Source organism: Paraburkholderia sp. SIMBA_027 (assembly GCF_046535315.1).
Classification (GTDB): domain Bacteria; phylum Pseudomonadota; class Gammaproteobacteria; order Burkholderiales; family Burkholderiaceae; genus Paraburkholderia; species Paraburkholderia tropica.
Window position 1 is genome coordinate 137273 of record NZ_JAWRWY010000008.1, and the last position, 26382, is coordinate 163654.

The window sequence follows — 26382 nt, forward strand, 5'->3', positions numbered from 1 at the left end:
AAAGAATCGGTTCCGGTGCAGCAAGCGCTTTGCAATAACTGTCATGAAGCGGTGCGAAAAAGCTTCGCGCCGGCCTCCGGAGGCAGTTCCGGCAAGGCGCGCGGGCTATCTCGGCGGTAGCGAAACGTTATGGCGAGGCCCTGCGTACTGGATTAGAATGCTTTGGTGGTGTCGCAAGGCAAATGTAGGCGCCCGTCTATGAGTGAAGGAGTGGTGCTTTGAACAACAACATGTTTTCGAAGGCAGCGGTGTGGCTGGTAATCGCACTGGTGCTGTTTACGGTGTTCAAGCAGTTCGACAAGCCCCGTGTCCAGGAAGGCGTTTCCTATTCGCAGTTCATGGACGACGCGAAGAACGGCAAGGTCAAGAACGTCGTGGTGCAGGGGCGGAACCTCACAGTCACTCCGGCCGACGGCCAGAAATACCAGATCGTCTCCCCGGGTGACATCTGGATGGTCGGCGACCTGATGAAATACGGCGTGCAGGTGAGCGGCAAGGCCGACGAAGAGCCGAATGCGCTCGTCTCGGCGTTGTACTACCTCGGGCCAACGATCCTGATCATCGTGTTCTGGTTCTACATGATGAGACAGATGCAGGGCGGCGGCAAAGGCGGGGCGTTCTCGTTCGGCAAGTCGCGCGCGCGTCTGATCGACGAAAACAACAACGCGGTCAACTTCTCCGACGTCGCAGGCTGCGACGAAGCCAAGGAAGAAGTGTCCGAGCTCGTCGACTTCCTGCGTGATCCGCAAAAATTCCAGAAGCTGGGCGGTCGCATCCCGCGCGGCGTGCTGCTGGTCGGCCCTCCGGGCACCGGTAAGACGCTGCTTGCGCGCGCCATCGCCGGCGAAGCGAAGGTGCCGTTCTTCAGCATCTCGGGTTCGGACTTCGTTGAAATGTTCGTCGGCGTGGGCGCGGCCCGCGTGCGCGACATGTTCGAACAGGCCAAGAAGCACGCGCCCTGTATCGTGTTCATCGACGAAATCGACGCGGTCGGCCGTCATCGCGGCGCCGGCATGGGCGGCGGTAATGACGAGCGCGAACAGACGCTGAACCAGATGCTGGTGGAGATGGACGGTTTCGAGGCGAACTCGGGCGTCATCGTGATCGCGGCGACCAACCGTTCGGACGTGCTCGACAAGGCGCTGCTGCGTCCGGGCCGTTTCGACCGTCAGGTCTACGTCGGTCTGCCGGACATCCGTGGCCGCGAGCAGATTATGAAGGTTCACCTGCGCAAGGTGCCGATCGCCAACGACGTGGATGCAGCGGTCATCGCACGCGGCACGCCGGGCTTCTCGGGCGCCGACCTCGCGAACCTCGTGAACGAAGCCGCGCTGTTCGCGGCGCGTCGCGGCAAGCGCATCGTCGAAATGCAGGACTTCGAAGACGCAAAGGACAAGATCTTCATGGGTCCGGAGCGCAAGTCGGCTGTTATCCGCGAAGAAGCGAAGCGCGCGACGGCGTATCACGAGTCGGGTCACGCCGTGATCGCGAAGCTGCTGCCGAAGGCCGATCCGGTTCACAAGGTCACGATCATTCCGCGTGGCCGTGCACTGGGCGTGACGTGGCAGTTGCCTGAGCACGACAACGAAACGTACTCGAAGGACTATCTGCTGGATCGTCTGGCCATTCTGTTCGGCGGCCGCGTGGCGGAAGAGCTGTTCATGAACCTGATCAGCACGGGCGCCTCGGACGACTTCAACAAGGCAACGCAGACGGCCCGCGCCATGGTCACGCGCTTCGGCATGACCGACGCGCTCGGACCGATGGTCTACGCCGACGACGACAACGACGGCGGCGCATTCGGCAAGGGCTTCACGCGTGTGATTTCGGAAGCCACGCAGCAGAAGGTCGACGCGGAAATCCGTCGCGTGCTCGACGAGCAGTACGGCCTCGCGAAGCGTCTGCTCGACGAAAACCGCGACAAGGTCGAAGCCATGACCGCCGCGCTGATGGAGTGGGAAACGATCGACGCCGATCAGATCAACGACATCATGGCCGGCCGTCCGCCGCGCTCGCCGAAGAGCAGCCCGTCTGCGGGCGATGCTTCGTCGGGTGGCAGCAGCACGGGCACCGAAGTCAAGCCCGGCAGCAGCGCCACTGCGCCGGCCTGACCGCCTGCGGTGCGTCAGATCGAGTAAAGTTGCGGGCCGGTGTGAAGATCACGCCGGCCCGTTTTGCATTTCTGGTCGCCGTGAGACGCGCAGGCTGTCGAGTCCGCGTTTGCGCGCGGCCGTATTTCGTTACACCTCTGACGTTTCTTGACGTGCCCAATCTGACTTCACAGGGTCATAATCCTCACCCTGAGCTTGCCCCGGAGCCGCTCGTCTGCGGCCGTTTCACGTTGACCTTCGAGCGCCCGCTCGTCATGGGGATACTCAACGCCACGCCCGACTCGTTTTCCGACGGCGGCCGCTACGTGGCATTCGACGACGCGCTGCGCCGCGCCGAGCAGATGGTGCTCGACGGCGTGGACATCATCGATATCGGCGGGGAATCGACGCGTCCCGGCGCGCCGCCCGTGCCGCTCGACGAAGAGCTGGAACGCGTGATTCCGCTCATCGAGCGGCTCAAGGACGCGAATGTGCCGCTGTCGATCGATACCTACAAGCCGGAAGTCATGCGCCACGCGATTGCCGCGGGCGCGGACCTGATCAACGACATTTGGGGCTTTCGCATGCCGGGCGCCGTCGATGCCGTGCGCGAGAGCGATTGCGGTCTGTGCGTGATGCACATGCTCGGCGAGCCGCAGACGATGCAGGTCGGCGAGCCCGATTATGTCGACGTGGTGCGCGAGGTGCGCGAGTTTCTGGCCGAACGCTGCGCCGCACTCGAGGCGGCGGGTATCGCGAAGGCGCGCATCAGCGTCGATCCGGGTTTTGGCTTCGGCAAGTCGGTGATCGAGCACAACTACGCGTTGCTCGCGCATCTGCCGCAGACCGCGCCCGAGGTGGCGCAGGGCGTCGCGCCGTATCCGGTTCTCGCGGGCATGTCGCGCAAGTCGATGCTCGGCGCGCTCGTCAACCGGCCCGCGCCGGAGCGTGTGGCGGCCAGCGTGGCCGCGGCAGTGTGCGCGGCGCAGAAGGGTGCGGCGATCATCCGCGTGCACGACGTGGCGCCGACAGTCGACGCGCTCAAGGTGTGGGGCGCCATGCGCGCCGCCGAACGCGTGTAAGCACGCTAGCGGTCGCGAGGCGCGAAAAGCAGCAGCAAAAGACAACCGCACAGCATGAAAAGCGCGGCGCGAAGGCGCCGCAAAATAGAACCAAAGAGAGGTTTGAGGTATGGGACGTCGTTATTTCGGAACCGATGGGGTTCGCGGCAAGGTTGGCGTCGCGCCGATCACGCCCGATTTCGTGCTGCGGCTGGGTTACGCCGCGGGCAAGGTGCTGGCCGGTGCCGCGCCGGCGTCGGGGCCGCGTCCGTCCGTGTTGATCGGCAAGGACACGCGCATTTCGGGCTACATGCTGGAAGCGTCGCTCGAAGCGGGGCTGTCGGCTGCGGGTATCGACGTGATGCTGGCCGGACCGATGACCACGCCCGGCATCGCCTATCTCACGCGCGCGCTGCGTCTGGCCGCCGGCGTGGTGATCAGCGCGTCGCATAATCCGTACTACGACAACGGCATCAAGTTCTTCTCGGCCGACGGCAACAAGCTGCCCGACGATGTCGAAACCCAGATCGAGGAGCAGCTCGAGTTGCCGCTCGACTGCGCGCCTTCCGAGCAGCTCGGCCGCGCGCGTCGTCTGCATGATGCGGGCGGGCGCTACATCGAGTTCTGCAAGAGCACGTTCCCGCAGGCGTTCAATCTGCGCGGCCTGAAGCTCGTGATCGACTGCGCGAACGGCGCGGCTTACGACATCGCCCCGCACGTGTTCCATGAACTGGGCGCCGACGTGATTCCGATCGGCGTGTCGCCGAACGGCTTCAACATCAACGACGGCGTGGGCGCGACGGCGCCCGATGCGCTCGTGCGTGCGGTGCGCGCCAATCACGCGGACCTCGGTATCGCGCTCGATGGCGACGCTGACCGCCTCCAGGTGGTCGACGCACAGGGCCGCCTCTACAACGGCGACGAGCTGCTCTACGTGCTCGTGAAGGACCGCATCGCGACCGACGGCAAGGTGGAAGGCGCGGTCGGCACACTGATGACCAACCTCGCGGTCGAGCAGGCGCTCGAGCGCCTCGGCGTGCAGTTCGTGCGCGCGAACGTGGGCGACCGCTACGTGCTGGAGCAACTGCGCGAACATGGCTGGCAGATCGGCGCGGAAGGGTCGGGCCATATTCTCTCGCTGGACCGTCATACGACCGGCGACGGCATCGTGTCGGCGCTGCTGGTGCTCGCGGCCATGAAACGCAGCGGCCAGACGCTCGCCGAGCTTACCGACGGCGTCACGCTGTTCCCGCAGAAGCTCATCAACGTGCGCATCGCGCAGGGCGCCGACTGGAAGGGCAACGCCGCCATCCAGAAGTCGATTGCGGACGCCGAAGCCGAGCTCAAGGGCAAGGGCCGCGTGCTGATCCGCGCGTCGGGCACGGAGCCGGTGCTGCGCGTGATGGTGGAAGCGCGCGACGAGCGCGACACGCTCCATTACGCCGAATCGATCGCCGATACGGTGAAGCGCGCGATCGCCTGATCCGCTTCATCCGCTTGATCCTGGGCTGCGCAATGCGGTCCTGAGGGCTGCAAAAAACGCGATGCGGGGCGCGACAATGCGTCGCGCATCGCGTTTTCCATGTGCGCCGCACCACATTCTTCAGCGGAAATTTCGATGTTGGAGCGAACGTTCCAAAACGTTTGCGAACCGCCCACGCGCGTTTTCGAAAAGCTTTCAGACGCCTGCGCGCGGCATTTCCAGTCGGACCCCGCCGCCCGGGCAAACGCCCGCCGGGCGGGGCAGGGCGGCCGCAACGGCTTGCCAGCCGGGCATTCGCGCTTTTGAAGCGAACGCCTAACTTCTCGTTTCCCCGACTTTCAGGCGGTAATCGTACTGTCACGAACGCTTCATGAATCGTCACAGTACTGTCACACAGAGGCCCTATTCTTCGCCCTGTCGTTCATCCGCTCACACACCTGGAGGTCTCATGAAATTGATGCAAACCGCGCTCGCTGGCGTTGCTGGCGCCCTCTTCGCGATGGCAGCCCACGCTGCTGACATCACCGGCGCGGGCAGCACCTTTGCAGCACCGATCTACACGAAATGGGCGGATGCCTATCAAAAGTCGGGTGGCGGCAAGGTGAACTACCAAGGCATCGGCTCGTCGGGCGGTATCAAGCAGATCGTCGCCAAGACGGTCGATTTCGCAGGTTCGGACGCGCCCCTGAAGGACGACGAACTGACGAAGGAAGGCCTGTTCCAGTTCCCGACGGTGGTGGGCGGCGTCGTGCCGGCGATCAACGTGCCGGGCATCAAGGCAGGCGAAATCACGCTGTCGGGCCAGGTCCTCGGCGACATCTACCTCGGCAAGGTCAAGAAGTGGAATGACCCCGAAATCGCCGCGCTGAACCCGAAGGTCAAGCTGCCGGATCTGGACATCGCCGTGGTTCGCCGCGCCGACGGTTCGGGCACCAGCTTCATCTGGACGAACTACCTGTCGAAGGTCAATCCCGAGTGGAAGAGCAAGGTCGGCGAAGGCTCGACCGTGAACTGGCCGACGGGTACGGGCGGTAAGGGCAACGACGGCGTCGCCGCCTTCGTGCAGCGTCTGCCGGGCGCGATCGGCTACGTCGAGTGGGCGTACGCCAAGCAAAATCACATGGTCTACACTGCCATGAAGAACGAGTCGGGTGCGGTCGTCGAGCCGAGCACGGACACGTTCAAGGCCGCTGCCGCCGGCGCAGACTGGAAGAAGTCGTTCTACCAGATCCTGACGAACGAACCGGGCAAGGACGCATGGCCGGTCGTGGGCGCCACGTTCGTGCTGCTGCACACGGCACAGGACAAGCCGGATCAAGGCAAGGAAACGCTCAAGTTCTTCGACTGGGCATTCAAGAACGGCACGCCGGCCGCCGACAGCCTCGACTACATCTCGCTGCCGCAATCGGTCGTGAGCGAGATCAAGTCGCAGTGGAAGGAAAAGGTCAAGGACGCAAGCGGCAAGGCAATCGCCGAATAAGCGGACCGACCGTGTAGCTGAACCGGGCCGCCCGCCTCATGCGTGCGGCCCGTGCTGCTTCCGGAACACTGGTTATGCAGTTGTAATAAATCTGCAATATTTCCGTAAATACACCCGCTACGATCTGCCGCCCTGATTGCTGATCGACCGGTCAATGGACCGGCGCAGGGCGGTCGGCGGTTCTGGAACCGCATCAACGTCGCGAGCCTCGCTTGCGGCAACTGGATACAGGTCATCATGTCCGACGTCCCGCTCGTCTCGAACCCGCCCGGCAACGCCGCGCAGCAGAAAGCGCCCAGCCCGGCAGGGGACATCATTTTTGGCGGCCTCACTCGCGGCGCCGCCATTGTCACGCTGTTGCTGCTCGGCGGCATCATCGTGTCGCTGATCGTCGCTTCGATGCCGACGATCCAGAAGTTCGGTCTCTCATTCCTCTGGACGGCCGACTGGGATCCTCCCAGCGACCAGTTCGGCGCGCTCGTGCCCATTTACGGCACGATCGCCACCTCGCTGATCGCGTTGATCATCGCCGTGCCTGTGAGCTTCGGCATCGCGCTGTTCCTTACCGAGCTGTCGCCGGCGTGGCTGCGCCGCCCGCTCGGCATCGCCATCGAACTGCTCGCCGCGATCCCGTCGATCGTGTACGGCATGTGGGGTCTGCTCGTGTTCGCGCCGATTTTCGCGCAATACTTCCAGCGCCCGCTCGGCCATCTGCTCGGCGACGTGTGGCTGATCGGCCCGCTGTTTCAGGGCCCGCCGATCGGTATCGGCATTCTGTGCGCGGGCGTCATTCTCGCGATCATGATCATTCCGTATATCGCCTCGGTGATGCGCGACGTGTTCGAAGTCACGCCCGTGCTGCTCAAGGAGTCCGCGTACGGCATCGGCTGCACGACGTGGGAAGTGATGTGGAAGATCGTGCTGCCCTTCACCAAGACCGGCGTGATCGGCGGCGTGATGCTCGGCCTCGGCCGCGCGCTCGGCGAAACGATGGCCGTGACCTTCGTGATCGGCAATACGAACCTGCTCGACAACGTCTCGCTGTTCTCGCCGGGCAACAGCATCACCTCGGCGCTCGCCAACGAGTTCGCCGAAGCGAGCCCGGGCCTGCATACGGCGGCGCTCATGGAGCTCGGCCTGATTCTGTTCGTGATTACCTTCATCGTGCTGGCGATCTCGAAGATCATGCTGCTGCGCCTTGAAAAGTCGGAGGGTGCGCGATGAGCGAGCCGCTGCTGAAAATCCCGGGCGCCATCTACGGCCCCGAACTCGAACGCATGCGCGGCAAGCTGCAAAGCCGCCGCCGCGTGACCAACGCGATCGCACTGACGGCGTCGCTCGGCGCGATGGCCTTCGGCCTGCTGTGGCTCGTGTGGATTCTCTACACGACGCTCTCGCTCGGCGTGGGCGGTCTGTCGGTGCAACTGTTCACGCAGTCGACGCCGCCGCCGAACACCGATGGCGGCGGTCTCGCCAACGCGATCGTCGGCAGTCTGCAACTGGTGGCGCTGGCCACCTTCGTCGGCACGCCGATCGGCATCCTGGCGGGCGTCTATCTCGCCGAATACGGCCAGAAGGGCTGGCTCGCGAGCATCACGCGCTTCATCAACGACATTCTGCTGTCGGCGCCGTCGATCGTCGTCGGTCTGTTCGTCTACGCGCTCGTGGTCGCCAAGATGGGCCACTTCAGCGGCTGGGCGGGTGCGATCTCGCTGGCGCTGCTGGAAATCCCGATCGTGATCCGCACGACCGAGAACATGCTCAAGCTGGTGCCTAACGCGCTGCGTGAAGCGGCCTTCGCGCTCGGCACGCCGAAGTGGAAGATGGTGCTGTCGATCACCCTCAAGGCGTCGATCGCGGGCATCGTGACGGGCGTGCTGCTCGCGGTGGCGCGTATCGCCGGCGAAACCGCGCCGCTGCTCTTCACGGCGCTGTCGAACCAGTTCTTCAGCATGGACATGAATCAGCCGATGGCGAACCTTCCGGTCACCATCTACAAGTTTGCGATGAGCCCGTTCTCGCAATGGCAGTCGCTTGCCTGGGCCGGCGTGTTCCTGATCACGTTGGGCGTGCTGGGGCTGAATATCCTCGCGCGCACCATCTTTTCGAAAAAGTAAGGGCGGAGTCATCCGATGAATATGGCAGAGAGTCACCTTAATCCCGTTGCAAACGGTACTGCGCCGTCGGGCCTCGACCCCGCCCAGGGCAAAAGCGGCCTCATGCTCGGCAAACCGAAGATCGAAGTGAAGGACCTGAACTTCTTCTACGGCAAGTACCACGCGCTGAAGAACATCAACCTGCAGATTCCCGAAGGCAAGGTGACGGCGTTCATCGGCCCGTCGGGCTGCGGCAAGTCCACGCTGCTGCGTACCTTCAACAAGATGTACGCGCTCTATCCCGAGCAGCGCGCCGAAGGCGAGATCCTGATGGACGGTGAGAACCTGCTCACCTACAACAAGGACATTTCGCTGCTGCGCGCGCGCGTCGGCATGGTGTTCCAGAAGCCGACGCCGTTCCCGATGTCGATCTACGACAACATCGCGTTCGGCGTGAAGATGTTCGAGAAGCTGTCGCGCCCGGAAATGGACGACCGCGTCGAGTGGGCGCTCACCAAGGCGGCGCTCTGGAACGAAGTGAAGGACAAGCTCAACCAGAGCGGCTACGGCCTCTCGGGCGGCCAGCAGCAGCGTCTGTGCATCGCGCGCGGCATTGCGATTCGTCCGGAAGTGCTGCTGCTCGACGAGCCGTGCTCGGCGCTCGACCCGATTTCCACGGGCCGCATCGAAGAACTGATCGCGGAACTCAAGAGCGACTACACGGTGGTGATCGTGACCCACAACATGCAGCAGGCCGCGCGGTGCTCGGACTACACTGCGTACATGTATCTCGGCGAACTGATCGAGTTTGGCGACACCGAGAAGATCTTCATCAAGCCGGTCCGCAAGGAAACGGAAGACTACATCACCGGCCGCTTCGGCTGATCCCGTTGGGGAACCCCAAGCGGAAGAAGGGAGAAACGACATGTCCGACAAGCATCTGTCCAGCCAGTTCGACGCCGACCTGAACCTGATTTCGTCGAAGGTGCTCGAAATGGGCGGCCTCGTGGAATCGCAGATCATCACGGCGATGCAGGCCCTCAACGAGTTCGACGGCGAAGCCGCCGAGCGCGTGATCGCCGCCGAAGACCGCCTCAACACGATGGAAGTCGAGATCGACGAAGAGTGCAGCAACATCATCGCGCGCCGTCAGCCGGCCGCGCGCGACCTGCGTCTCGTGCTCGCGATCTCGAAGACCATCACGAACCTCGAGCGCGCCGGCGACGAAGCCGAAAAGATCGCCAAGCGCACCAAGCGCCTGATGGAAGACGGCGCCTCGCGCGCGGTGAATATCGCCGAGATCAAGGTCTCGGGCGAGATGGCCGTGTCGATCCTGCGCCGCGCGCTCGACGCGTTCGCGCGTCTCGACACCGTGGCGGCCGCGCAGATCGTGCGCGACGACAAGGCGATCGACGAGGAATTCCGTGCTTTCGTGCGCAAGCTCGTGAGCTACATGATGGAAGATCCGCGCACGATTTCCGTGGGCCTCGACTATCTGTTCATCGCCAAGGCGATCGAGCGGATCGGCGACCACGCGAAGAACATCGCCGAATTCATCATCTACATCGTGAAGGGCACCGACGTGCGCCACAAGTCGCGCGACGCACTCGAGCGCGAAGCGCTCAGCTGATCCTTCACATCACGTTACAACGGTTTAACAGGTCTTAGTGCCAGAGGTGCCGATGCCCAGCAGCATTCTCGTCATCGAAGATGAGCCCGCGATTTCCGAGCTGATTTCCGTGAACCTGCAACACGCGGGTCATTGCCCGATTCGCGCGTACAACGCGGAACAGGCGCAGAACCTGATCAGCGACGTGCTGCCCGACCTCATCCTGCTCGACTGGATGTTGCCGGGCAAGTCGGGCGTCAATTTCGCGCGCGATCTGCGCAACAACGAGCGCACGAAGCATATTCCGATCATCATGCTGACCGCGCGCGGCGACGAGCAGGACAAGGTGCTTGGCCTCGAAATCGGCGCCGACGACTACGTCACGAAGCCGTTTTCGCCGAAGGAACTGATGGCGCGCATCAAGGCGGTCCTGCGCCGCCGCGCGCCGCAGCTCACGGAAGACGTGGTCGCCATCAACGGTCTCAAGCTCGACCCGGCCACGCACCGCGTCGCGGCGCACGCCGAAGGCTCGGAGATCAAGCTCGATCTCGGCCCGACCGAGTTCCGTCTGCTGCACTTCTTCATGACGCATCCGGAGCGCGTGCACAGCCGCACGCAACTGCTCGATCAGGTGTGGGGCGACCACGTGTTCGTCGAGGAACGGACCGTCGACGTGCATATCAAGCGTCTGCGCGCCGCGCTCAAGCCCGCGGGCTGCGATGCTATGATCGAAACGGTGCGCGGCAGCGGCTACCGGCTCGCCAAGAGCGCCTGAACCGGCAAGCGGGTGAGCGGGGCGCTCAGTTGCTGAGCCGCTCCGAAGCCTGAGCGCCCGCGCTCGGGCGGCAGTACGCCGGTGACGCAGCGCAAGCCTGCTTGATGCGCGCGCCGGCGCTTTCCGATTCCGCAGCGCCCCGGTCCGGACTCCTCTTCTCATCGATCGCAGGAACATGAACATCATCTGGGCGCGCGCCCTCGTATCGATCGTGCTGCTTGCGCTCGTCTGCACGGGCGTCGGCGCGTTTTTCGGCGTGAAGCTCGCACTGGCGCTGGCCGTCGCGCTGCTGGCCGCGCAAATGGTTTTCAGCACGTTCCACAAACAGCGCCTGTGGCGTCTGCTCGACGCGCCGGTCTACGGCGAAGTGCCGAGCGCGCCGGGCGTGTGGGGCGAAATCTATTACCGCCTGCACAAACTCGCGAAGCGCTGGCACGCCCAGGTGCGCCAGGTCGAACAGCAGCACTCGCGCTTCATCCAGGCCATTCAGGCGTCGCCCAACGGCGTGGCCATGCTCGACGATCACGATCAGATCGAGTGGTGCAACGCGATTTCCGAAGTCCATTTCGGCCTCGACGCCAAACGCGACCTGCGCCAGCACATCACCCATCTCGTGCGTCAGCCCGACTTCGTGCGCTATCTGAATTCGCACGACTACAAGGAGATGCTGATCATGCGCGGCATGGGCACGAAGCGGCAGAACGTGCTCTCGGTGCAGGTGTTTCCCTACGGCGACAATCGCAAGCTCGTGCTCTCGCAGGACATCACCGAACTCGAACGCACGGACGCCATGCGGCGCGACTTCGTGGCCAACGTCTCGCACGAACTCAAGACGCCGCTCACGGTGCTCTCGGGCTTTCTGGAGACGATGCGCGAGCTGCCGCTGTCCGAAGACGAGCGCAACCGCTATTTCGACCTCATGGAGCAGCAGGCGTCGCGCATGCGTCACATCGTGACCGATCTGCTCGTGCTGGCGAAGCTCGAAGGCGAAGGGCGTTCGCCGGGTGATCAGATGATCGACATGCGCGCCGTGCTCGTCCACGTGCGCGAAGACGCGGAAAGCCTCTCGGGCGGTCATCATCGGATCAGCGCCGATTTCGACGACGGGCTCTCGCTTACGGGCTCGGAAACCGAAATTCTCAGCGCGCTGGGCAATCTCGCGACCAATGCCGTGCGCTACACGCCCGAAGGCGGCAAGGTGCATCTGGCGTGGCGCGTGGAAGGCGGCCAGGCGGTGTTCTCGGTCACCGACACCGGCTTCGGCATTCCGGCCAGCGACATTCCGCGCCTGACCGAGCGCTTCTATCGCGTGGACCGCAGCCGTTCGCGCGATACGGGCGGCACGGGTCTCGGGCTCGCCATCGTCAAGCATGTGCTGCAGCGTCACGATGCGGCGCTCGAGGTGAAGAGCGAAGAAGGGCGCGGCAGTACGTTCACCGTGCGCTTTCCGTCGGCGCGTACGACGCGGCGTCAACCTGCGCCGGTGTGAGCGCGGTGGGATGGGTGGCGCATCGCGTAGTACATGGTTTCACCGGCGCCCAATAAAAAAGCCGCTTCGTTCGAAGCGGCTTTTTTACGCCATCGGCAAAGGCGCGGGCTTCAGACGCTTCAAACTTTCACGAACAGAACTTCGCGAGCAGGCTCATCTGCGCGTTGCGCACGGCCTTGCCGGCGCGGCGGCGCTTGTAATGGCCGTCGCTTTGCATGAGCCACGCCGACTGATTGTCGCCGAGGAAACACGAAAGCCCTTCGGCGATCACGCGGCGCTTCAGGCGGCGATCGTGAATCGGGAACGCGACTTCGACGCGGCGGAACAGATTGCGGTCCATCCAGTCGGCGCTCGACAGATAGACGTTCTCCGCGCCGCCTGCGTAGAAGTAGTAGATGCGATGGTGTTCCAGGAAGCGCCCGACGATCGAGCGCACCGTGATGTTCTCCGACAGCCCCGGCACGCCCGGCTGCAGCGAGCACACGCCGCGCACGATCAGATCGATCTTCACGCCCGCCTGCGAGGCTTCGTATAGCTCGTCGATCACGGTGGGTTCGAGCAGCGCGTTCATCTTCGCGACGATGCGTGCTTTCTTGCCCTGGCGCGCGGCTTCGGCTTCGGCGCGGATCGACTCGACGAGCTTCGGATGCAGCGTGAACGGCGACTGCCACAGTTCGTGCAGTTGCAGCTCGCCGCCGATGCCGGTGAGCTGCTGGAACACGTGATGCACGTCCTCGCAGGTCTTCGGCTCCGAGGTCATGAGGCCGAAGTCGGTGTAGAGACGCGCCGTGCGCGGATGATAGTTGCCGGTGCCGAGGTGCACGTAGCGGCGCAGCTGCATGCGGCCGTTCACGGGTACGCGGCGCACGATCAGCATCATCTTGGCGTGGCACTTGTGGCCGACCACGCCGTACACCACATGCGCGCCCACGGCTTCGAGCTGCGAAGCCCAGTTGATGTTGGTCTCTTCGTCGAAGCGCGCGAGCAGTTCCACGACCACCGTCACTTCCTTGCCGTTGCGCGCGGCCTGCATGAGCGCGTCCATCAGCGGCGAGTCGGTGCCGGTGCGGTAGATGGTCTGCTTGATCGCGACCACGTTCGGATCGTTGGCGGCTTGCAGCAGCAGCTCCAGCACGGGCTGGAAGCTTTCGTACGGATGATGCAGCAGCACGTCGCCCTGATCGATTACGTCGAACATGTTGCTGTTGGCCGCGATGCGCTGCGGAATCGCGGGCACGTGCGGCACGAACTTGAGATCGGGGCGATCGACCATCTCGGGCAACTGCATGAGGCGCACGAGATTCACCGGGCCGTCGACGTAGTAGCAGTCCTTCTCGTTCAGGCCGCTCTCGTCGAGCAGACGCCGCACGAGATGCACGGGCGTATCCGCCGACACTTCGAGGCGCACCGCGTTGCCCAGATGGCGCGCGGGCAGCTCGCCTTGCAGCGCGACGCGCAGATTGGTGATTTCGTCTTCGTCGACGAACAGCTCGCTGTTGCGCGTGATGCGGAACTGGTTGCAGCTGCGCACCACGAGGTTCGGAAACAACTCGCCCACGAAGCGTTGCAGCAGCGAGCCAAGCAGCACGAAGCCGTGCTGGAAGCCCGACAGTTCCTGCGGCATCCGCACGAGTCGCGGCAGCGCGCGCGGCGCCTGCACGATGCCCATCAGCGCCTGACGGCCGAAGGCGTCCTTGCCTTCGAGTTCGACCACGAAGTTCAGGCTCTTGTTGAGCACGCGCGGGAACGGGTGTGCGGGGTCGAGGCCGATCGGCGTGAGCACGGGCAGCAGTTCGTCGAGGAAATAACTGCGCGCCCAGGCGGTCTGCGCTTCGTTCCAGGCGTCGGTGCCGTGAAAGTAGATGCCTTCTTCTTCGAGCGCGGGCAGCACGGTGTCGTGCAGCATGCGGTACTGGCGGTGCACGAGGCGCTGCGCGCGCTCGACCACGAGTTCGTAGACGTGTTGCAGCGACATGCCGTCGGGCGAGAGCACGCCCGGGTTGTCGCGCATCTGCTCCTGCAGCCCGGCCATGCGGACTTCGAAGAATTCGTCGAGATTGCTGCTGGTGATGCAGATGAAGCGCAAGCGCTCCAGCAAGGGAACGGTGGGGTCGGCGGCCTGTGCGAGCACACGCTCGTTGAATCCCAGAATGCCCAGTTCGCGATTGAGAAGGGGGTAGCGGATGGACATTGGCAGTGAACGCGGAATTTCGGGGGATGATTCGAACGGACGCTCGGAAATTCTCACAGTAATATGACTTTATTGTGACAATTGGTGTGTCATAAATTCTACGCCGCATTTTCACGTGTTCGACACCTTGGGCGGCAATCATGCACAGTGGGTCAGGGTGTCCCCGAAAGTCCCGTTGCGGGCGTTTCTGACCGTCACTCGCGCGAGGTGCGACATGACGAAGTCGGGTACGCTTAAAATGGCATATTTGGACAACGCGGCCGCTGCTCAACGAGCCCGCATGACCGCGTTCGCACGCATGGAGCCCGCCCCCTCGATGGTCACCAATCCGCAATTGCTTGCCGCCGTCGACCTCGGTTCGAACAGCTTTCGTCTGATCGTCGGTCGGGTCGAAGAAACCGACGCCGGCAGCCAGATCTACCCGGTCGACGCCCTGCGTGAACCCGTGCGCCTTGCCGCGGGCCTGTCGAAGGACAAACAGCTCGACCGCGCCTCGCAGGTGCGCGGCTGGGACGCGCTCAAGCGTTTCGGCGAACGTCTGCGCGACTTTCATCCGGATCACGTGCGCGCCGTGGCGACCAACACGCTGCGCGTCGCCAAGAACTCGCGCGAATTTCTCGGCGAGGCCGAAGCCGCGCTCGGCTTCCCGATCGAAGTGATCGCGGGCCGCGAAGAAGCGCGCCTCATCTACGCGGGCGCGGCGCATTCGGTGCCGGCGAGCGCGGGCAAGCGCTTCGTGGTGGATATCGGCGGCGGCTCGACCGAGTTCATCATCGGTTCGCACTACACGCCGATCCGCATGGAAAGCCTGTATATCGGCTGCGTGAGCCATAGCCGCCAGTTCTTCCCGGCCGGCAACGTCGACGAATACACCATGCGCCAGGCGGAACTCGCCGCCACGCGCGAAATCCAGATCATTTCCTCCGACTACCGCGCGACCGGCTGGGATCAGGCGATCGGCTCCTCGGGCACGGCGCGCGCGCTGGCCGAACTCGTCGAGGCGAACGGCTTCAACGATGCGGGCATCACGCACGGCATTTCGCGCGGCGGCCTGGAACGCCTGAAGCGCGCGCTGATCAAGGCGGAGAACGTCAACCGGCTGAAGCTCGTCGCGCTCAAGCCCGACCGCATTCCGGTGCTGGCGGGCGGCTTGTCGATCATGATCGCCGTGTTCGACGAACTGGGCATCGATTACGTCGACACCACCGACGGCGCGCTGCGTCTGGGCGTGCTCTACGACCTGCTCGGCCGGTCGCAGCACGAAGACATGCGCACGGTCACGGTGGAAGGCTTCATGCGCCGCTATGGCGTGGATCGCGCGCAGGCGAGCCGTATCGCCGAACTCGCGGTGAGCTTCTACGACCAGCTCGAAGAACCCGACGCGGAGCGCCGCGAGGAAAGCCGCAACTTCCTGAACTGGGCGGCGTCGCTGCACGAGATCGGCCTGTCGATTTCGCACAGCGCGTATCACAAGCATTCGGCCTATATCGCCAGCAACGCCGACATGCCGGGCTTCTCGCGCACCGACCAGGCGCGTCTCGCGGCGCTCGTGCTCGGCCACGTGGGCAAGCTCGGCAAGCTCTCGCAGGCGCGCGATGTCGAATGGCCGCTGCTGTTCTGCCTGCGTCTGGCCGCGCTGCTGAGCCGCCGTCGCGCCGATGTCGGCCTGCCGCACATCAAGGTCATGCGCGAAGGCGAGGGCTTCGAGGTGCTGCTGCCGAACGCCTGGGTGCAGAACAATCCGCTCACCGATTACAACCTCGTTCAGGAAGCGGCGGAGTGGGGCAAGATCGGCATTCCGTATCGCGTGGTTTATACGGAAGAGTGATCGCGCGCTCAGCGCGTTCTGCACGACCTGCGTGACGATGTGGACATGAAAACGCCCGGCTCAATGGCCGGGCGTTTTGTTTTGCGACGTCGTGAATGCGGTGAAGCCGCGGTGGATCAGCGCGTGGCGGCCTCGCCGAGGAAGTGGCGCGCGTAACGTTCGTTGATGTCCGAGAGACGGAACAGCGTCAGGAAGTCGGCGGTGTTGAAGTCCGGATCCCAGGCCGGCGCGCCGCAGATCTTCGCGCCGAGACGCAGATAGCCCTTGATCAGCGGCGGCGGCACGGCGCTGCCGCCCGTGCGCAGTTCCTCGACGGGCAGCGGCGTGTGCGGGAAGGCGCGGTATTCCGGATCGGTCAGCGCGTTCGCGCCGAGCGAGGCGTAGAGATTGGCCGCGTAGTGGCCGCCGTCGGCCATCGCCACGCTCGCGCAGCCGAGCATCGTCTCGTAGCCGTTATGCGTCATGTAGGCGCCCAGACCGCCCCACAGCGACATGATGACCGAGCCGCTGCGGTAGTCGGGATGCACGCACGAGCGGCCCACTTCGACCATCTTCGGACGCAAATGCGCGAGGCGCGACACGTCGAATTCGCTCTCGGCGTACAGGCGGCCGATGCGCGTGGCTTCGTGCGGCGGCAGCACGCGATAGGTGCCGACGACCTTGAGCGTGTCGAGATCGCGCACGATCAGGTGATCGCAATAGTGGTCGAAGGCGTCGACGTCGAGACCGGCCGGGCCGGTCAGACGCGCGCCCATTTCCTCGGCGAACACGCGGTAGCGCAGGCGCTGCGCTTCGCGCAGTTCTTCGTCGCTGCGAGCCCAGGCCACCTGAAGGCGGTGCTGCGCGGTGACCGTTTCTTCGGCGCGCGGCAGACGCCGATTCGACTCGAAGAGGCTCGAGGCGAACGGCAGGGTGGGCATCGGCAGATCTCGCATGGGGCGTCCTGGTCGGGAAGTAAGAGAACTTTCCCGGCAATTTAGTAATACGCGGTTACGTTTCCATGAAAACGCAATGACGATTCGATGACGCTCTGTAAGGCTGACAGAGCGGTGCGAGGCCGTTGTGCGGTTTAGTGACGCCGTTTGCGGGATTTCGGCGGGTTCAGGCGGGCTTAGGTGGCATTCAGGCGGGGAGTCGCGCCGCGAGCGGCGGCGCGTGAGGAGAGGGCGACGAAGGCGCGCGATCTTGCGCGCGACGTGGTGCGCAGTCGCGCAGTGTGGTGCCGATCAGACGAGTTCGGGCGTGATGGCGGCGAGCAGGACGGCTGCGCCGTCGCCGTTGCGCTCGCGGCTTTTGATCCAGAGGACGCCCGACTTCTTCACGGGCCAGCCGCGGCGGTCGCTGTCGTGCGACAGGAGGTGCGCGGCGACTTCGCCGAGCGTCGGCTGATGGCCGACCACGACAACGGTGGAGGCGATGCCATCGGGCCAGCCGGCGGCGGTGAGCACGGCGTCGACGCTGGCATCGGGCGCGATTTCGCGCACCACGCGGTACTGGTCGGTGAGCGCCTCGGCGGTCTGGATCGTGCGCGCGGCGGGGCTCGCGAGGATCACGGCGTCTTCGGGCAGACGTGAGCGCAACCAGCGCGCGACGTTCTGCGCCTGCTTGCGTCCCCGTGTGGTGAGCTGGCGCGCGAGGTCGCTGGACGCAAAGTCTTCGGCTTCGGCGTGGCGCCAGAGGATGAGATTCATGAGCGGCTCTCCTGGGAGATGGGCGGGATGGGCGGGATGTCGCGAGGCGGGGGGCGTTATTTTTCGCGGTTTCGTTTTTCGCCGGTGTTTTGCCATTGTAGGGAGCATGGGGTGTGCCGGCGAAGGGTGCGGCAGGGTGTGGATTGCCCGGATTGCTGCCCAGCCGGGAAGCGTCGAAGGACTGCCGGAAAAACAAAAAGCCCAGCCGGTTAAGGCTGGGCTTTTTGCTTGAAGCTGTGGTCGGAGCGATAGGATTCGAACCTACGACCCTCTGATCCCAAATCAGATGCGCTACCAGGCTGCGCTACGCTCCGAGGAGCCGCGGATTGTAGCGTCTTCCTACCCGCGGCGTCAAATCCGTTTGCTCGCTGTTTTTGCTGGCGATGCTTTTGCGACGATCCCGGCACGCCATCCGCCCCTCAAAATTCCGCGTCGCGTCGCGTCTTGGCCTGGCCACCCTGGGCCACCCCTTGGCCACCCCTTGGCCACCCAAAACTCCCTTCCAGGAACGCGCAGAAATACTGTATAAATATACAGGACTGCGGCGCCACCCGATGCGCCCGCCCAACTCCCTTCGCCATGCCCCTTCATTGCCGGGCAGGGCGAACTATTCCCGATCGACAGGGCAACCCGGCAACGGAGCGCACGCATGGCCGCCGCGATTCAGCTCACCGCGCATCTGCCGTCGCGGCTGCAAAGCCGCGTCTGGCAGGGCGATCAGCTCGCGTACGCGAGCGAGCGCACGGTGTCGAGCGGTCACGCCGCGCTCGACGCCCTGTTGCCCGGCGCCGGCTGGCCCGCGGGCAGCCTGACCGAGCTGCTGGTCGAGCAGGGCGGCATCGGCGAGATGCGGCTCGTCGCGCCCGCGCTGCGCGCGCTGACGGCGCAGGCGGGCCGTCATGTGCTGCTGGTCGCACCGCCGTGGCAGCCGTACGCCTGCGCGCTCAAGGCGTGGGGCATCGCGCTCGACCGCGTGATCTGGGTGCGTGCGAGCGAGCACGAGGCGCCCTGGGCCGCCGAGCAGGCGCTCAAGCAGGATGGCATCGGCGCCGTGATGCTCTGGCAGCCGAAGGCGCGCGCCGACACCCTGCGGCGTCTGCAGGTCGCCGCGCAGGATTCGCAGGCGCTCGCGTTTCTCATGCGGCCGCCCGCGGCGCGCAACCAGTCGTCGCCGGCGCCGCTGCGCATGGTCTGCACGCCGGTGCCGCCGCCCGAGGCGGACGCGAGTCTGAACCGGCGCGCCTGGATGCAGCTCGCCGCCGTGTCCGTCGATATTTTCAAACGCCGCGGGCCGCCGCCCGCCCAGCCACTCGTCATTACTTTGCCGTTGCAGGCGTCGCTGTTGCCCCAGCCGGGCGAGGCGTCGGCGCTGCCGTGGCCCGGGGCCAATCATCATGCTGTGGATCGCCGTCACCTTGCCGTTGTTGCCGCTGGAGGCCGTCAAACCGATCCTGCCGCCCGCGCCGCCGCCACCGCCGTCACTGTCGTCACTGCCGCCGCAGGACAGGCGGGCTGAGCACGCCGATCCCGCCCATCCGCACGATGAAGCCGCCGCGCCGCCCGAGCGCTGCCATGCGCTCGCCGATCACGCGCGCATCCTGATCGCCGATCTCGACGCGTTCCGTCTCGGCGTGCAGCCCGGCGCCACGCGCGCGCATGCGCTGGCGCTCGCGCCGGGCCTCGTGCTGCTCGAAGCCGACGCGGCGCGCGAGCAGCGCGCGTTCGAGGCGCTCGCGCTCGCGTTGCTCGCCTACACGCCGAAGGTGTCGTTCGCGCAGTCGCATACCTTGTTGCTCGAAGTCGGCTCGGGGCTGCGGCTGTTCGGCGGCGTGCGCGCGCTGCTCGCGAAGGTGTCGGCCACGGTCGCGAGCTGCGGGCACGCCGCGCGCATCGCCTGCGCGCCCACGGCGTGGGGTGCGTGGACGCTGGCGCAGGCGCGCGCCACGCGGGTCTCGTCGCGGCGCTGGCACGTACTCAAGGAAACGACGCTCGCGCGCGCGCTCGACGCGCTGCCGGTCGGTCTCGCGCCGTTCGCCGCGCAGCACGAACAGGCGCTCACGCAGATCGGCTGCGCGACGCTCGGCGATCTGCGGCGGCTGCCGCGCGACGGCATCGTGCGGCGTTTCGGCGACGGCGTGCTCGCGTGGCTCGCGCAGGCGCGCGGCGAGGCGCCCGATCCGCGTGTCTGGTTCGCCGCGCCGCCGTCGTTTCATGCGTCGCTCGAATTGCAGGCGCGCGTGGAAAGCGCCGAGGCGCTGCTGTTCGCCGCACGCCGTCTCGTGATGCAGCTGGCGGGCTGGCTCGCCGCGCAGCACGGCGCGTTGAGCGGCTTCGAATTGCGCCTCGAACACGAGCTCGCGTCGCGCCACGCGCCGCGCACGTCGAGCCTCGCGCTTGCGTGGGCCGCGCCGTCGCGCGATCCCGAGCATCTGCTCTGGCTGCTGCGCGAGAAGCTCAACCAGACCGAGCTGATCGCGCCGGTCATCGGGCTCGCGCTGGTTGCCGACCAGGTCAGCGAATATGCCGCGCCCACCGACACGCTGTTCCCGATGCCCGAGGCGTCGGAGGCGTCGATCACGCAACTGTTCGAGCGCATCGGCGCGCGCGTGGGCGAGCAGAACGTGCTGCAACTTTTCGTCGAGGACGATCACCGGCCCGAGCACGCCATGTCGGCGCGCACGTGGCGGGCGAGCGCGCGCCGCGCGGCGCCGCGCAAGCCGCGCGAGGGCCGCAAGGGCGCGCGCGCGCCGAGCGGCGAGCCGCCGGAAAGCACGCCGGCGCAGAGTGCGTTCGATCTGCCCGAGGTGCCGCTGCCGTCGCAGCCGCGTCCGGCGTGGCTGCTCGAAAAACCGCTCAAGCTCGCGATGCGCGGCGACCGGCCGGTGTATCGGCGTCCGCTCAAGACGCTCACGCGCACCGAGCGCATCGAGGCCGGCTGGTGGGACGGCGAGGGCGTCGAGCGCGACTACTACGTCGCCGCCGACGATCAGGGCCGCATGTTCTGGCTGTATCGCGAGCGCATCGGCGGCCAGTGGTATCTGCAAGGCCTGTTCGGCTAGCGGTTTTTATCGAGCATCATGTCGATCAGCGGAGCGGGCGATTCGTTGCCCGCGCAACCATCATCGTCGTCTTCGTCGCTGCCCGCGCAGTTGCCGGCGCAGTTGCCTGAGTACGCGGAGCTGCACTGCCTGACCAACTTCTCGTTCCTGCGCGGCGCGTCGCGTCCGAGCGAGCTGGTCGAGCAGGCGATCCGTCACGGCTATCGCGCGCTCGCCATCACCGACGAGTGCTCGTTCGCGGGCATCGTGCGCGCCTGGAGCGCGCTCAACGACTACGACGAGGCGCGCCGCAAGGCGCACGCCGAGGCGCGCACGCCCGGCCCGTTCGTGCCGTCGCTGCACTTGCTGACGGGCAGCGAACTGAATCTCGTCGACGAAGACGGCGCGCCGTTCTGCACGCTCGTGGCGATCGCGATGAACCGCGAGGGCTACGGCAATCTCTGCGAGCTGATCACGCTCGCGCGTTCGCGGGCGCCGAAGGGCCAGTACCGCGTGACGCCGTCCGACTTCACCGATCCGCAAACCCATGCCGCCGATTCCGCCCAGGATTTCACGCACCTGAAGCATCTGCGCGACTGCGTGCTGCTGCTCGTGCCGCAGCGCACGGCCACGCTCGCGCAGACCTTGCGCGCCGCGCACTGGCTCGCGGGTTTCGCGGCCGAGCGCGCGTGGCTCGCGCTCGAACTCTGGCAAACCGGCAGCGATGACGCGCAGATCGAAGTCCTGCGCCACGTCTCGCAGGAAAGCGGTCTGCCGCTCGTGGCGACGGGCGGCGTGCTGATGCACGCTCGCTCGCGCAAGCCCTTGCAGGACACGCTGAGCGCGATCCGCATCGGCAAGCCGTTGACGGCGTGCGGCCGCGCGCTGGAAGTCAACGCGGAGCGCCATCTGCGTTCGCGCGTGCGGCTCGGCGCGATCTATCCGCGCGAGGCGCTCGACGCGACGCTCGACGTCGCGCGCCGCTGCACTTTCAGTCTCGGCGAGCTGGCCTACGAGTATCCCGAGGAACTCGTGCCGCCGGGCGAAACGCCGGGCTCGTGGCTGCGCAAGCTCGTCATGAAGGGCGTGGCCGAGCGTTGGCCCGACGGCCTGAACAAGAAGCGCAGCGACCAGATCGAGCAGGAACTCGCGCTCATCACCGAGCTGCAGTACGAGAAATATTTCCTCACTGTGCACGACATCGTGCGCTTCGCGCGCGAGCAGAAGATCCTGTGTCAGGGCCGCGGCTCGGCGGCGAATTCGGTGGTCTGCTACTGCCTCATGATCACGGAGATCGACCCCGTGCGCATGAACATGCTGGTCGCGCGTTTTCTGTCCCGCGCGCGCAACGAGCCGCCCGACATCGACGTCGATTTCGAGCACCAGCGCCGCGAGGAAGTCATCCAGTACATCTATCGCAAATACGGCACGCGCCGCGCCGCGCTGGCCGCGACGCTGATCACCTATCGCTCGCGCAGCGCCTTGCGCGACGTGGGCAAGGCGCTCGGGCTCGACACCATGCTGGTCGAAAAACTCTCGGGCGCGCATCAGTGGTGGGACGGTCCCGATTCGATCGCGCATCATCTCGAGGAAGCGGGCTTCTCGCCCGATTCGCACGTCACGCAGCAGCTCATTCGCCTCACGCGCGAGCTGCGCGGTTTTCCGCGTCATCTCTCGCAGCACGTGGGCGGTTTCGTGATCGCGCGCGACAAGCTCTCGCGGCTCGTGCCGATCGAAAACGCGGCCATGAAGGACCGCTACGTGATCGAGTGGGACAAGGACGACATCGACGCGCTGCGCCTGTTGAAAGTCGATGTGCTCGCGCTCGGCATGCTTTCGGCGATCCGGCGTTCGCTCGAATGCGTCGCGCTGCGGCGCGGGCTGCCGCAGTTTCGCGTGCAGGACATCGGCGTCGAAGATCGCGCCGTGTACGAGATGTGCACGCACGCCGATACGGTCGGCGTCTTCCAGATCGAATCGCGTGCCCAGCAGAGCATGTTGCCGCGTCTGCGGCCGCAGACGTATTACGACCTCGTGATTCAGGTGGCGATCGTGCGGCCGGGGCCGATTCAGGGCGACATGGTGCATCCGTATCTGAAGCGCCGGCACGGCGAGGAGGCGGTGGAATACGCGAAGGAGGAACTGCGTCCGGTGCTCGAACGCACGCTCGGCGTGCCGATTTTCCAGGAGCAGGTCATGCACCTCGCGATGGTCGCTGCCGACTACACCGGCGAAGAGGCCGACAAGCTGCGCCGCGCGATGGCGGCGTGGCGGCGCGATGGCGATCTGCGACCGTATCAGGCCGATCTGACGCAGCGCATGCTGCGCAAGGGCTACTCGCCGGAGTTCGCGGAACGCATCTGCAAGCAGATCGAGGGTTTCGGCGATTACGGCTTTCCGGAGAGTCACGCGGCGAGCTTTGCGCTGCTCGTCTACACGAGTTCATGGCTCAAGCGTTACGAGCCCGCGGCGTTTCTCGCGGGCTTGCTGAACAGTCAGCCGCTCGGATTTTATTCGCCGTCGCAACTCGTGCAGGACGCGAAGCGGCATGGCGTGAAGGTGCGCGCGCCCGATATCGGCTTGAGCGACTGGGAGTCGGTGCTGGAAGTGCGCGGCGCGCCGGGCGTGCGTCTTGCCGCCGATGCCGATGGCGAGGCCGCGCGTTGTGCCGACGTCGCGCGTTATCGCGCGTTGTTGCGCGCCGCGACGTTCAACGATGAGGTGCATGGAAACGCGGCGAGCTTTGTCGCGCAGAAAAAAACGCGTCGCCGGCCGCTCATGCGCGGCTATCGCGGCGTCGTGCGCGCGCGCGTCCTGCTCGCGCCGCGTCATTACGGCCGCCACGGCCCGGCGGTGCGGCTCGGCTTCAGTCTCATCAAGGGCTTCTCCGAGGACGCCGCGCGCCGCGTGATGGCCGCCCGCGCCGAGGCGCCGTTCACCGATGTCGACGACCTCGCGCGCCGCGCCGGGCTTACGCGCCGCGAGCTGGAAGCGCTGGCGGCGTCCAATGCGCTCGCGAGCATCGCCGGGCATCGGCGCGAGGCGTGGTGGGCCGTGACCGCACAGCATGCGGTGCCGGCCTTGCTGCGCGACGCGCCCGTGGCCGAGGCGCGGCTCGACTTGCCGCGCGCCTCGGAAGGCGCGGAGATCGTCGCCGATTACGCCAGCCTGCGTCTCACGCTCAATCGCCATCCGCTCGAACTGCTGCGCGAAGGGCTCGCGAAACAGCGTTTTCGCAGCGCGGCGCAACTCGCGCGTTGCCGCCACGGCATGCTCGCGCGCGTGTGCGGCATCGTCACGGTGCGGCAGCGGCCGGGCACGGCGAACGGCACGATCTTCGTGTCGCTGGAGGACGAAACCGGCTCGGTCAACGTGATCGTGCACGCCGCGCTCGTGGAGTCGCAGCGCAAGGAATTGCTGGGGGCGTCGCTACTGGTGGTGGCGGGCGTCGTGCAGCGCGAGGGCGAGGTGGTGCACCTGGTCGCGCATCGGCTCGAAGATCACAGCCGTCTGCTCGGGCGGCTCGCGACGGAAAGCCGCGATTTCCACTGAGCGTTGTTTGCCGACAGGAGAAAAAAGGAGAGGGCGATGCGCGCTTCGCAGCCTGGCTGTGCTGCGTGCATCTCCGCCGAGGTCAGTTTTTGCCGCCGTGCTCGCGCTCGAACGCATCGAGCACTGCACCGATGCCCGCGTCGAACGGCGTGCGCCGCCCGATGCCGAGCGCTTCGAGGCGGCCCGAATCGAGATGACAGTCACGCGGACGCGGCGTCGCGTCCGTGGGTTGCGTCTGCGCGATCAACTGCGCCTCGATCCCGAGCGCGCGCGCGATGCGTTGCGCGATGTCGTACTTGGTCATCGGCTCGTCGCCGGACCATTGCGCGATGCCGCGCACGGCCTCGCCATCCGCACAGCGCGTGAGCAGTTCGCGGATCACGACGGCCACGTCGGGCGTGAAAGTTGGATAGCGCGTGGCCCACGCGTCCATCGGCGCCGGTTTGGCCGCGGCGTTCGCAGTCGCTGCCGCCGCGCGGATCGCCGGTACGAGGCTCGTGACCGCCGACTCGTTCCAGTCGACGATCGGCCCGTACAGCAGCGGCAGACGCAGCACGAGCGCATCGTCGCTCGCGTCGAGCAGCGCGCGCTCGCCTTCGAGCTTGCTGTGGCCGTAGGCGTTGAGCGGATTCGGCGCGGCATCCGGCAAATAAGGCGGCTGCGTGCCGTCGAACACGTAATCGGTGGAGATCGACAGCACCCACGCGCCGCGCGCTTTCGCCGCCGTGGCGATGCTGCGCACCGCGTCGACGTTGAGCGCGCGCGCCGCGGCGGGATCGTGCTCGCAGACATCGGGGCGTCGCTCGGCGGCGGCGATCACGATGGCATCGGGCGCTTCACGCGCGACGAAGGCCGCGACGGCTTGCGCATCGCGCACGTCGAGCGCGACCTGGCGCGGCCCCACGCGGCTGTGCGCGGTCTGCACGACCTGCCAGCCGGTTTCGGCGTCGAGTTCGCGCACGAGCGCGCGTCCGAGCAGGCCGGACGCGCCGATGACGGCGACCTTGAACATGGCGCGCCCGGCCTCAGGCCGCCGTGCTCTTGACCGTGTAGCCGGCTTCGTCGATGGCGGCCTTGAGCACGTCGGCGCTCTGGGTCGATTCGACGCTCACGCGGCCCGCGGCCAGGTCGATCTGGACCTGGGCGGCGGCGTCCTGCTCGTGGATCGCGCGCGTGACGGCGCCGACGCAGTGCTGGCAGCTCATGCCTTCGACGTTGAACTGGATCATGATGTTTTCCTTTGCTGAGTGAACGGAACGGAGGAGACAAAAGACATATGCGGCCTGTGCCGGATTATGCCAGTGGGGGCCAGGCGCTCATCGGCGGGACTGCCGGCGAGCGCTGGACCTTCCCATCGTGGGAAGGTGTAGCATCGATACATCGATGACAATTCGGCAGGAGAGCAGCATGAACATTGGCGAAGCGGCGCGCGCCTCGGGCGTCACCGCGAAAATGATCCGCTACTACGAGAGCGTGGACCTGCTCGCGCCCAAGGCGCGCACGGAATCGGGCTACCGCGTGTACGGCATGGAGGAGGTGCACGCGTTGCGCTTCATCCGGCAGGCGCGGCGTCTGGGTTTTCTCGTCGACGATATCCGCCGCCTGCTGGCGCTCTGGCACGACCGCTCGCGCGCGAGCGCCGAGGTCAAGGCAATCGCAATGGAGCACGTGGCCGAACTCGACCAGCGCATCGCCGAACTCACGCAGATGCGCGACACGCTGCGCCATCTGGCCGCGCACTGCCACGGCGACGATCGGCCCGACTGCCCGATCATCGAGCGCCTCGCCGATCCTGAGCCGGTGGAGCAGACTGGCGCGGCTTGAGCGCCGCAACCGAGGGTGCAACCCGCGCAGGCAAATTGTCGCAACCGACTCGCCGGGGGAGCTTTTTTGCACCATGTCGGTGCTAAAAGTGTCGCCCGACTCCGCCCTGATCCGATCCATGCAAGAAATGTGTCGATAAATCATTAAGTTGCCAAATACGCGCGGCGCATCATTC

21 protein-coding genes and 1 tRNA gene are annotated in these 26382 nt (G+C 65.8%); 15 read left to right on the top strand and 7 right to left on the bottom strand.

Going from position 1 to position 26382, the window contains the following annotated elements; genetic code table 11:
* The first annotated feature begins 218 nt into the window (after positions 1-218).
* The 3 genes from ftsH (at position 219) to glmM (ending at position 4634) form a co-directional block, all read left to right on the top strand.
* Positions 219-2111 carry an ATP-dependent zinc metalloprotease FtsH gene (gene ftsH / locus SB764_RS16930; protein ID WP_065061347.1) on the top strand — a complete coding sequence of 631 codons (1893 nt, stop codon included), beginning with the start codon at positions 219-221 and terminating at the stop codon, positions 2109-2111.
* 254 nt (positions 2112-2365) lie between these two features.
* Complete coding sequence (gene folP, locus SB764_RS16935; protein WP_082992027.1) at positions 2366-3172, top strand: dihydropteroate synthase; 807 nt, start codon at positions 2366-2368, stop codon at positions 3170-3172.
* A gap of 109 nt (positions 3173-3281) precedes the next feature.
* Complete coding sequence (glmM, locus tag SB764_RS16940; RefSeq protein ID WP_110328348.1) at positions 3282-4634, top strand: phosphoglucosamine mutase; 1353 nt, start codon at positions 3282-3284, stop codon at positions 4632-4634.
* On the opposite strand, the gene SB764_RS16945 is transcribed toward glmM, so the two are convergent.
* On the bottom strand, positions 4589-4810 hold the full coding sequence (locus SB764_RS16945; protein WP_146230034.1) for a hypothetical protein: 222 nt from the start codon (positions 4808-4810) through the stop codon (positions 4589-4591). The two genes, glmM and SB764_RS16945, sit on opposite strands and share 46 nt — an antisense overlap.
* Positions 4811-5082: 272 nt before the next feature.
* Between SB764_RS16945 and pstS the strand changes: the two genes are divergently transcribed.
* The 7 genes from pstS (at position 5083) to phoR (ending at position 12083) form a co-directional block, all read left to right on the top strand.
* The gene (pstS, locus tag SB764_RS16950; protein ID WP_065061349.1) at positions 5083-6114 is read left to right on the top strand and encodes a phosphate ABC transporter substrate-binding protein PstS; all 1032 of its coding nucleotides are present in this window, start codon (positions 5083-5085) and stop codon (positions 6112-6114) included.
* Positions 6115-6351: 237 nt separating this feature from the next.
* Complete coding sequence (gene pstC, locus SB764_RS16955) at positions 6352-7338, top strand: phosphate ABC transporter permease PstC (RefSeq protein ID WP_065061350.1); 987 nt, start codon at positions 6352-6354, stop codon at positions 7336-7338.
* Positions 7335-8231, top strand: coding sequence for a phosphate ABC transporter permease PstA (gene pstA, locus SB764_RS16960; RefSeq protein WP_065061351.1), 897 nt, complete (start codon positions 7335-7337; stop codon positions 8229-8231). Before pstC ends, pstA begins: the two co-directional genes overlap by 4 nt.
* A 15-nt stretch (positions 8232-8246) precedes the next feature.
* Complete coding sequence (gene pstB, locus SB764_RS16965; protein WP_065061352.1) at positions 8247-9095, top strand: phosphate ABC transporter ATP-binding protein PstB; 849 nt, start codon at positions 8247-8249, stop codon at positions 9093-9095.
* 40 nt (positions 9096-9135) lie between these two features.
* The gene (gene phoU, locus SB764_RS16970) at positions 9136-9840 is read left to right on the top strand and encodes a phosphate signaling complex protein PhoU (RefSeq protein ID WP_065061353.1); all 705 of its coding nucleotides are present in this window, start codon (positions 9136-9138) and stop codon (positions 9838-9840) included.
* A gap of 52 nt (positions 9841-9892) precedes the next feature.
* Positions 9893-10594, top strand: a complete 702-nt coding sequence (gene phoB, locus SB764_RS16975) for a phosphate regulon transcriptional regulator PhoB (protein WP_027817258.1) — start codon at positions 9893-9895, stop codon at positions 10592-10594.
* A gap of 175 nt (positions 10595-10769) precedes the next feature.
* Positions 10770-12083, top strand: a complete 1314-nt coding sequence (gene phoR / locus SB764_RS16980; RefSeq protein WP_065061354.1) for a phosphate regulon sensor histidine kinase PhoR — start codon at positions 10770-10772, stop codon at positions 12081-12083.
* Between the two features lie 127 nt (positions 12084-12210).
* Here phoR and ppk1 read toward each other — a convergent pair whose 3' ends face one another.
* A complete protein-coding gene (gene ppk1 / locus SB764_RS16985) occupies positions 12211-14274 on the bottom strand; it encodes a polyphosphate kinase 1 (protein ID WP_110328349.1) in 2064 nt (687 codons plus the stop codon).
* A gap of 238 nt (positions 14275-14512) precedes the next feature.
* On the opposite strand from ppk1, the gene ppx reads away from it, so the two are divergent.
* Positions 14513-16102, top strand: coding sequence for an exopolyphosphatase (gene ppx / locus SB764_RS16990; protein ID WP_065061412.1), 1590 nt, complete (start codon positions 14513-14515; stop codon positions 16100-16102).
* A gap of 116 nt (positions 16103-16218) precedes the next feature.
* On the opposite strand, the gene SB764_RS16995 is transcribed toward ppx, so the two are convergent.
* The 3 genes from SB764_RS16995 to SB764_RS17005 form a co-directional block, all read right to left on the bottom strand.
* Positions 16219-17037: a GNAT family N-acetyltransferase gene (locus SB764_RS16995; RefSeq protein WP_065061356.1), complete on the bottom strand. Its 819-nt coding sequence runs from the start codon at positions 17035-17037 to the stop codon at positions 16219-16221.
* A gap of 291 nt (positions 17038-17328) precedes the next feature.
* Positions 17329-17793 (bottom strand): phosphohistidine phosphatase SixA, encoded by a 465-nt coding sequence (gene sixA, locus SB764_RS17000; protein ID WP_065061357.1) that lies wholly within the window; start codon positions 17791-17793, stop codon positions 17329-17331.
* Positions 17794-18030: 237 nt separating this feature from the next.
* Positions 18031-18107, bottom strand: a tRNA-Pro gene (locus tag SB764_RS17005).
* Positions 18108-18442: 335 nt separating this feature from the next.
* On the opposite strand from SB764_RS17005, the gene imuA reads away from it, so the two are divergent.
* The 3 genes from imuA to SB764_RS17020 are packed head-to-tail and all read left to right on the top strand — an operon-like array spanning position 18443 to position 24383.
* On the top strand, positions 18443-19309 hold the full coding sequence (gene imuA / locus SB764_RS17010) for a translesion DNA synthesis-associated protein ImuA (RefSeq protein ID WP_065061358.1): 867 nt from the start codon (positions 18443-18445) through the stop codon (positions 19307-19309).
* Positions 19191-20852 (top strand): Y-family DNA polymerase, encoded by a 1662-nt coding sequence (locus SB764_RS17015; RefSeq protein WP_234774936.1) that lies wholly within the window; start codon positions 19191-19193, stop codon positions 20850-20852. Before imuA ends, SB764_RS17015 begins: the two co-directional genes overlap by 119 nt.
* Positions 20853-20870: 18 nt before the next feature.
* Complete coding sequence (locus SB764_RS17020; RefSeq protein WP_410864128.1) at positions 20871-24383, top strand: error-prone DNA polymerase; 3513 nt, start codon at positions 20871-20873, stop codon at positions 24381-24383.
* 82 nt (positions 24384-24465) lie between these two features.
* Here SB764_RS17020 and SB764_RS17025 read toward each other — a convergent pair whose 3' ends face one another.
* Positions 24466-25395, bottom strand: coding sequence for a dTDP-4-dehydrorhamnose reductase family protein (locus tag SB764_RS17025; RefSeq protein WP_410864130.1), 930 nt, complete (start codon positions 25393-25395; stop codon positions 24466-24468).
* A 13-nt stretch (positions 25396-25408) separates the two neighbouring features.
* Positions 25409-25612, bottom strand: coding sequence for a heavy-metal-associated domain-containing protein (locus SB764_RS17030; protein ID WP_221224594.1), 204 nt, complete (start codon positions 25610-25612; stop codon positions 25409-25411).
* 178 nt (positions 25613-25790) lie between these two features.
* Here SB764_RS17030 and cueR point away from each other — a divergent pair, with 178 nt between their 5' ends.
* Complete coding sequence (gene cueR, locus SB764_RS17035) at positions 25791-26207, top strand: Cu(I)-responsive transcriptional regulator (RefSeq protein ID WP_065061362.1); 417 nt, start codon at positions 25791-25793, stop codon at positions 26205-26207.
* Positions 26208-26382 lie beyond the last annotated feature (175 nt).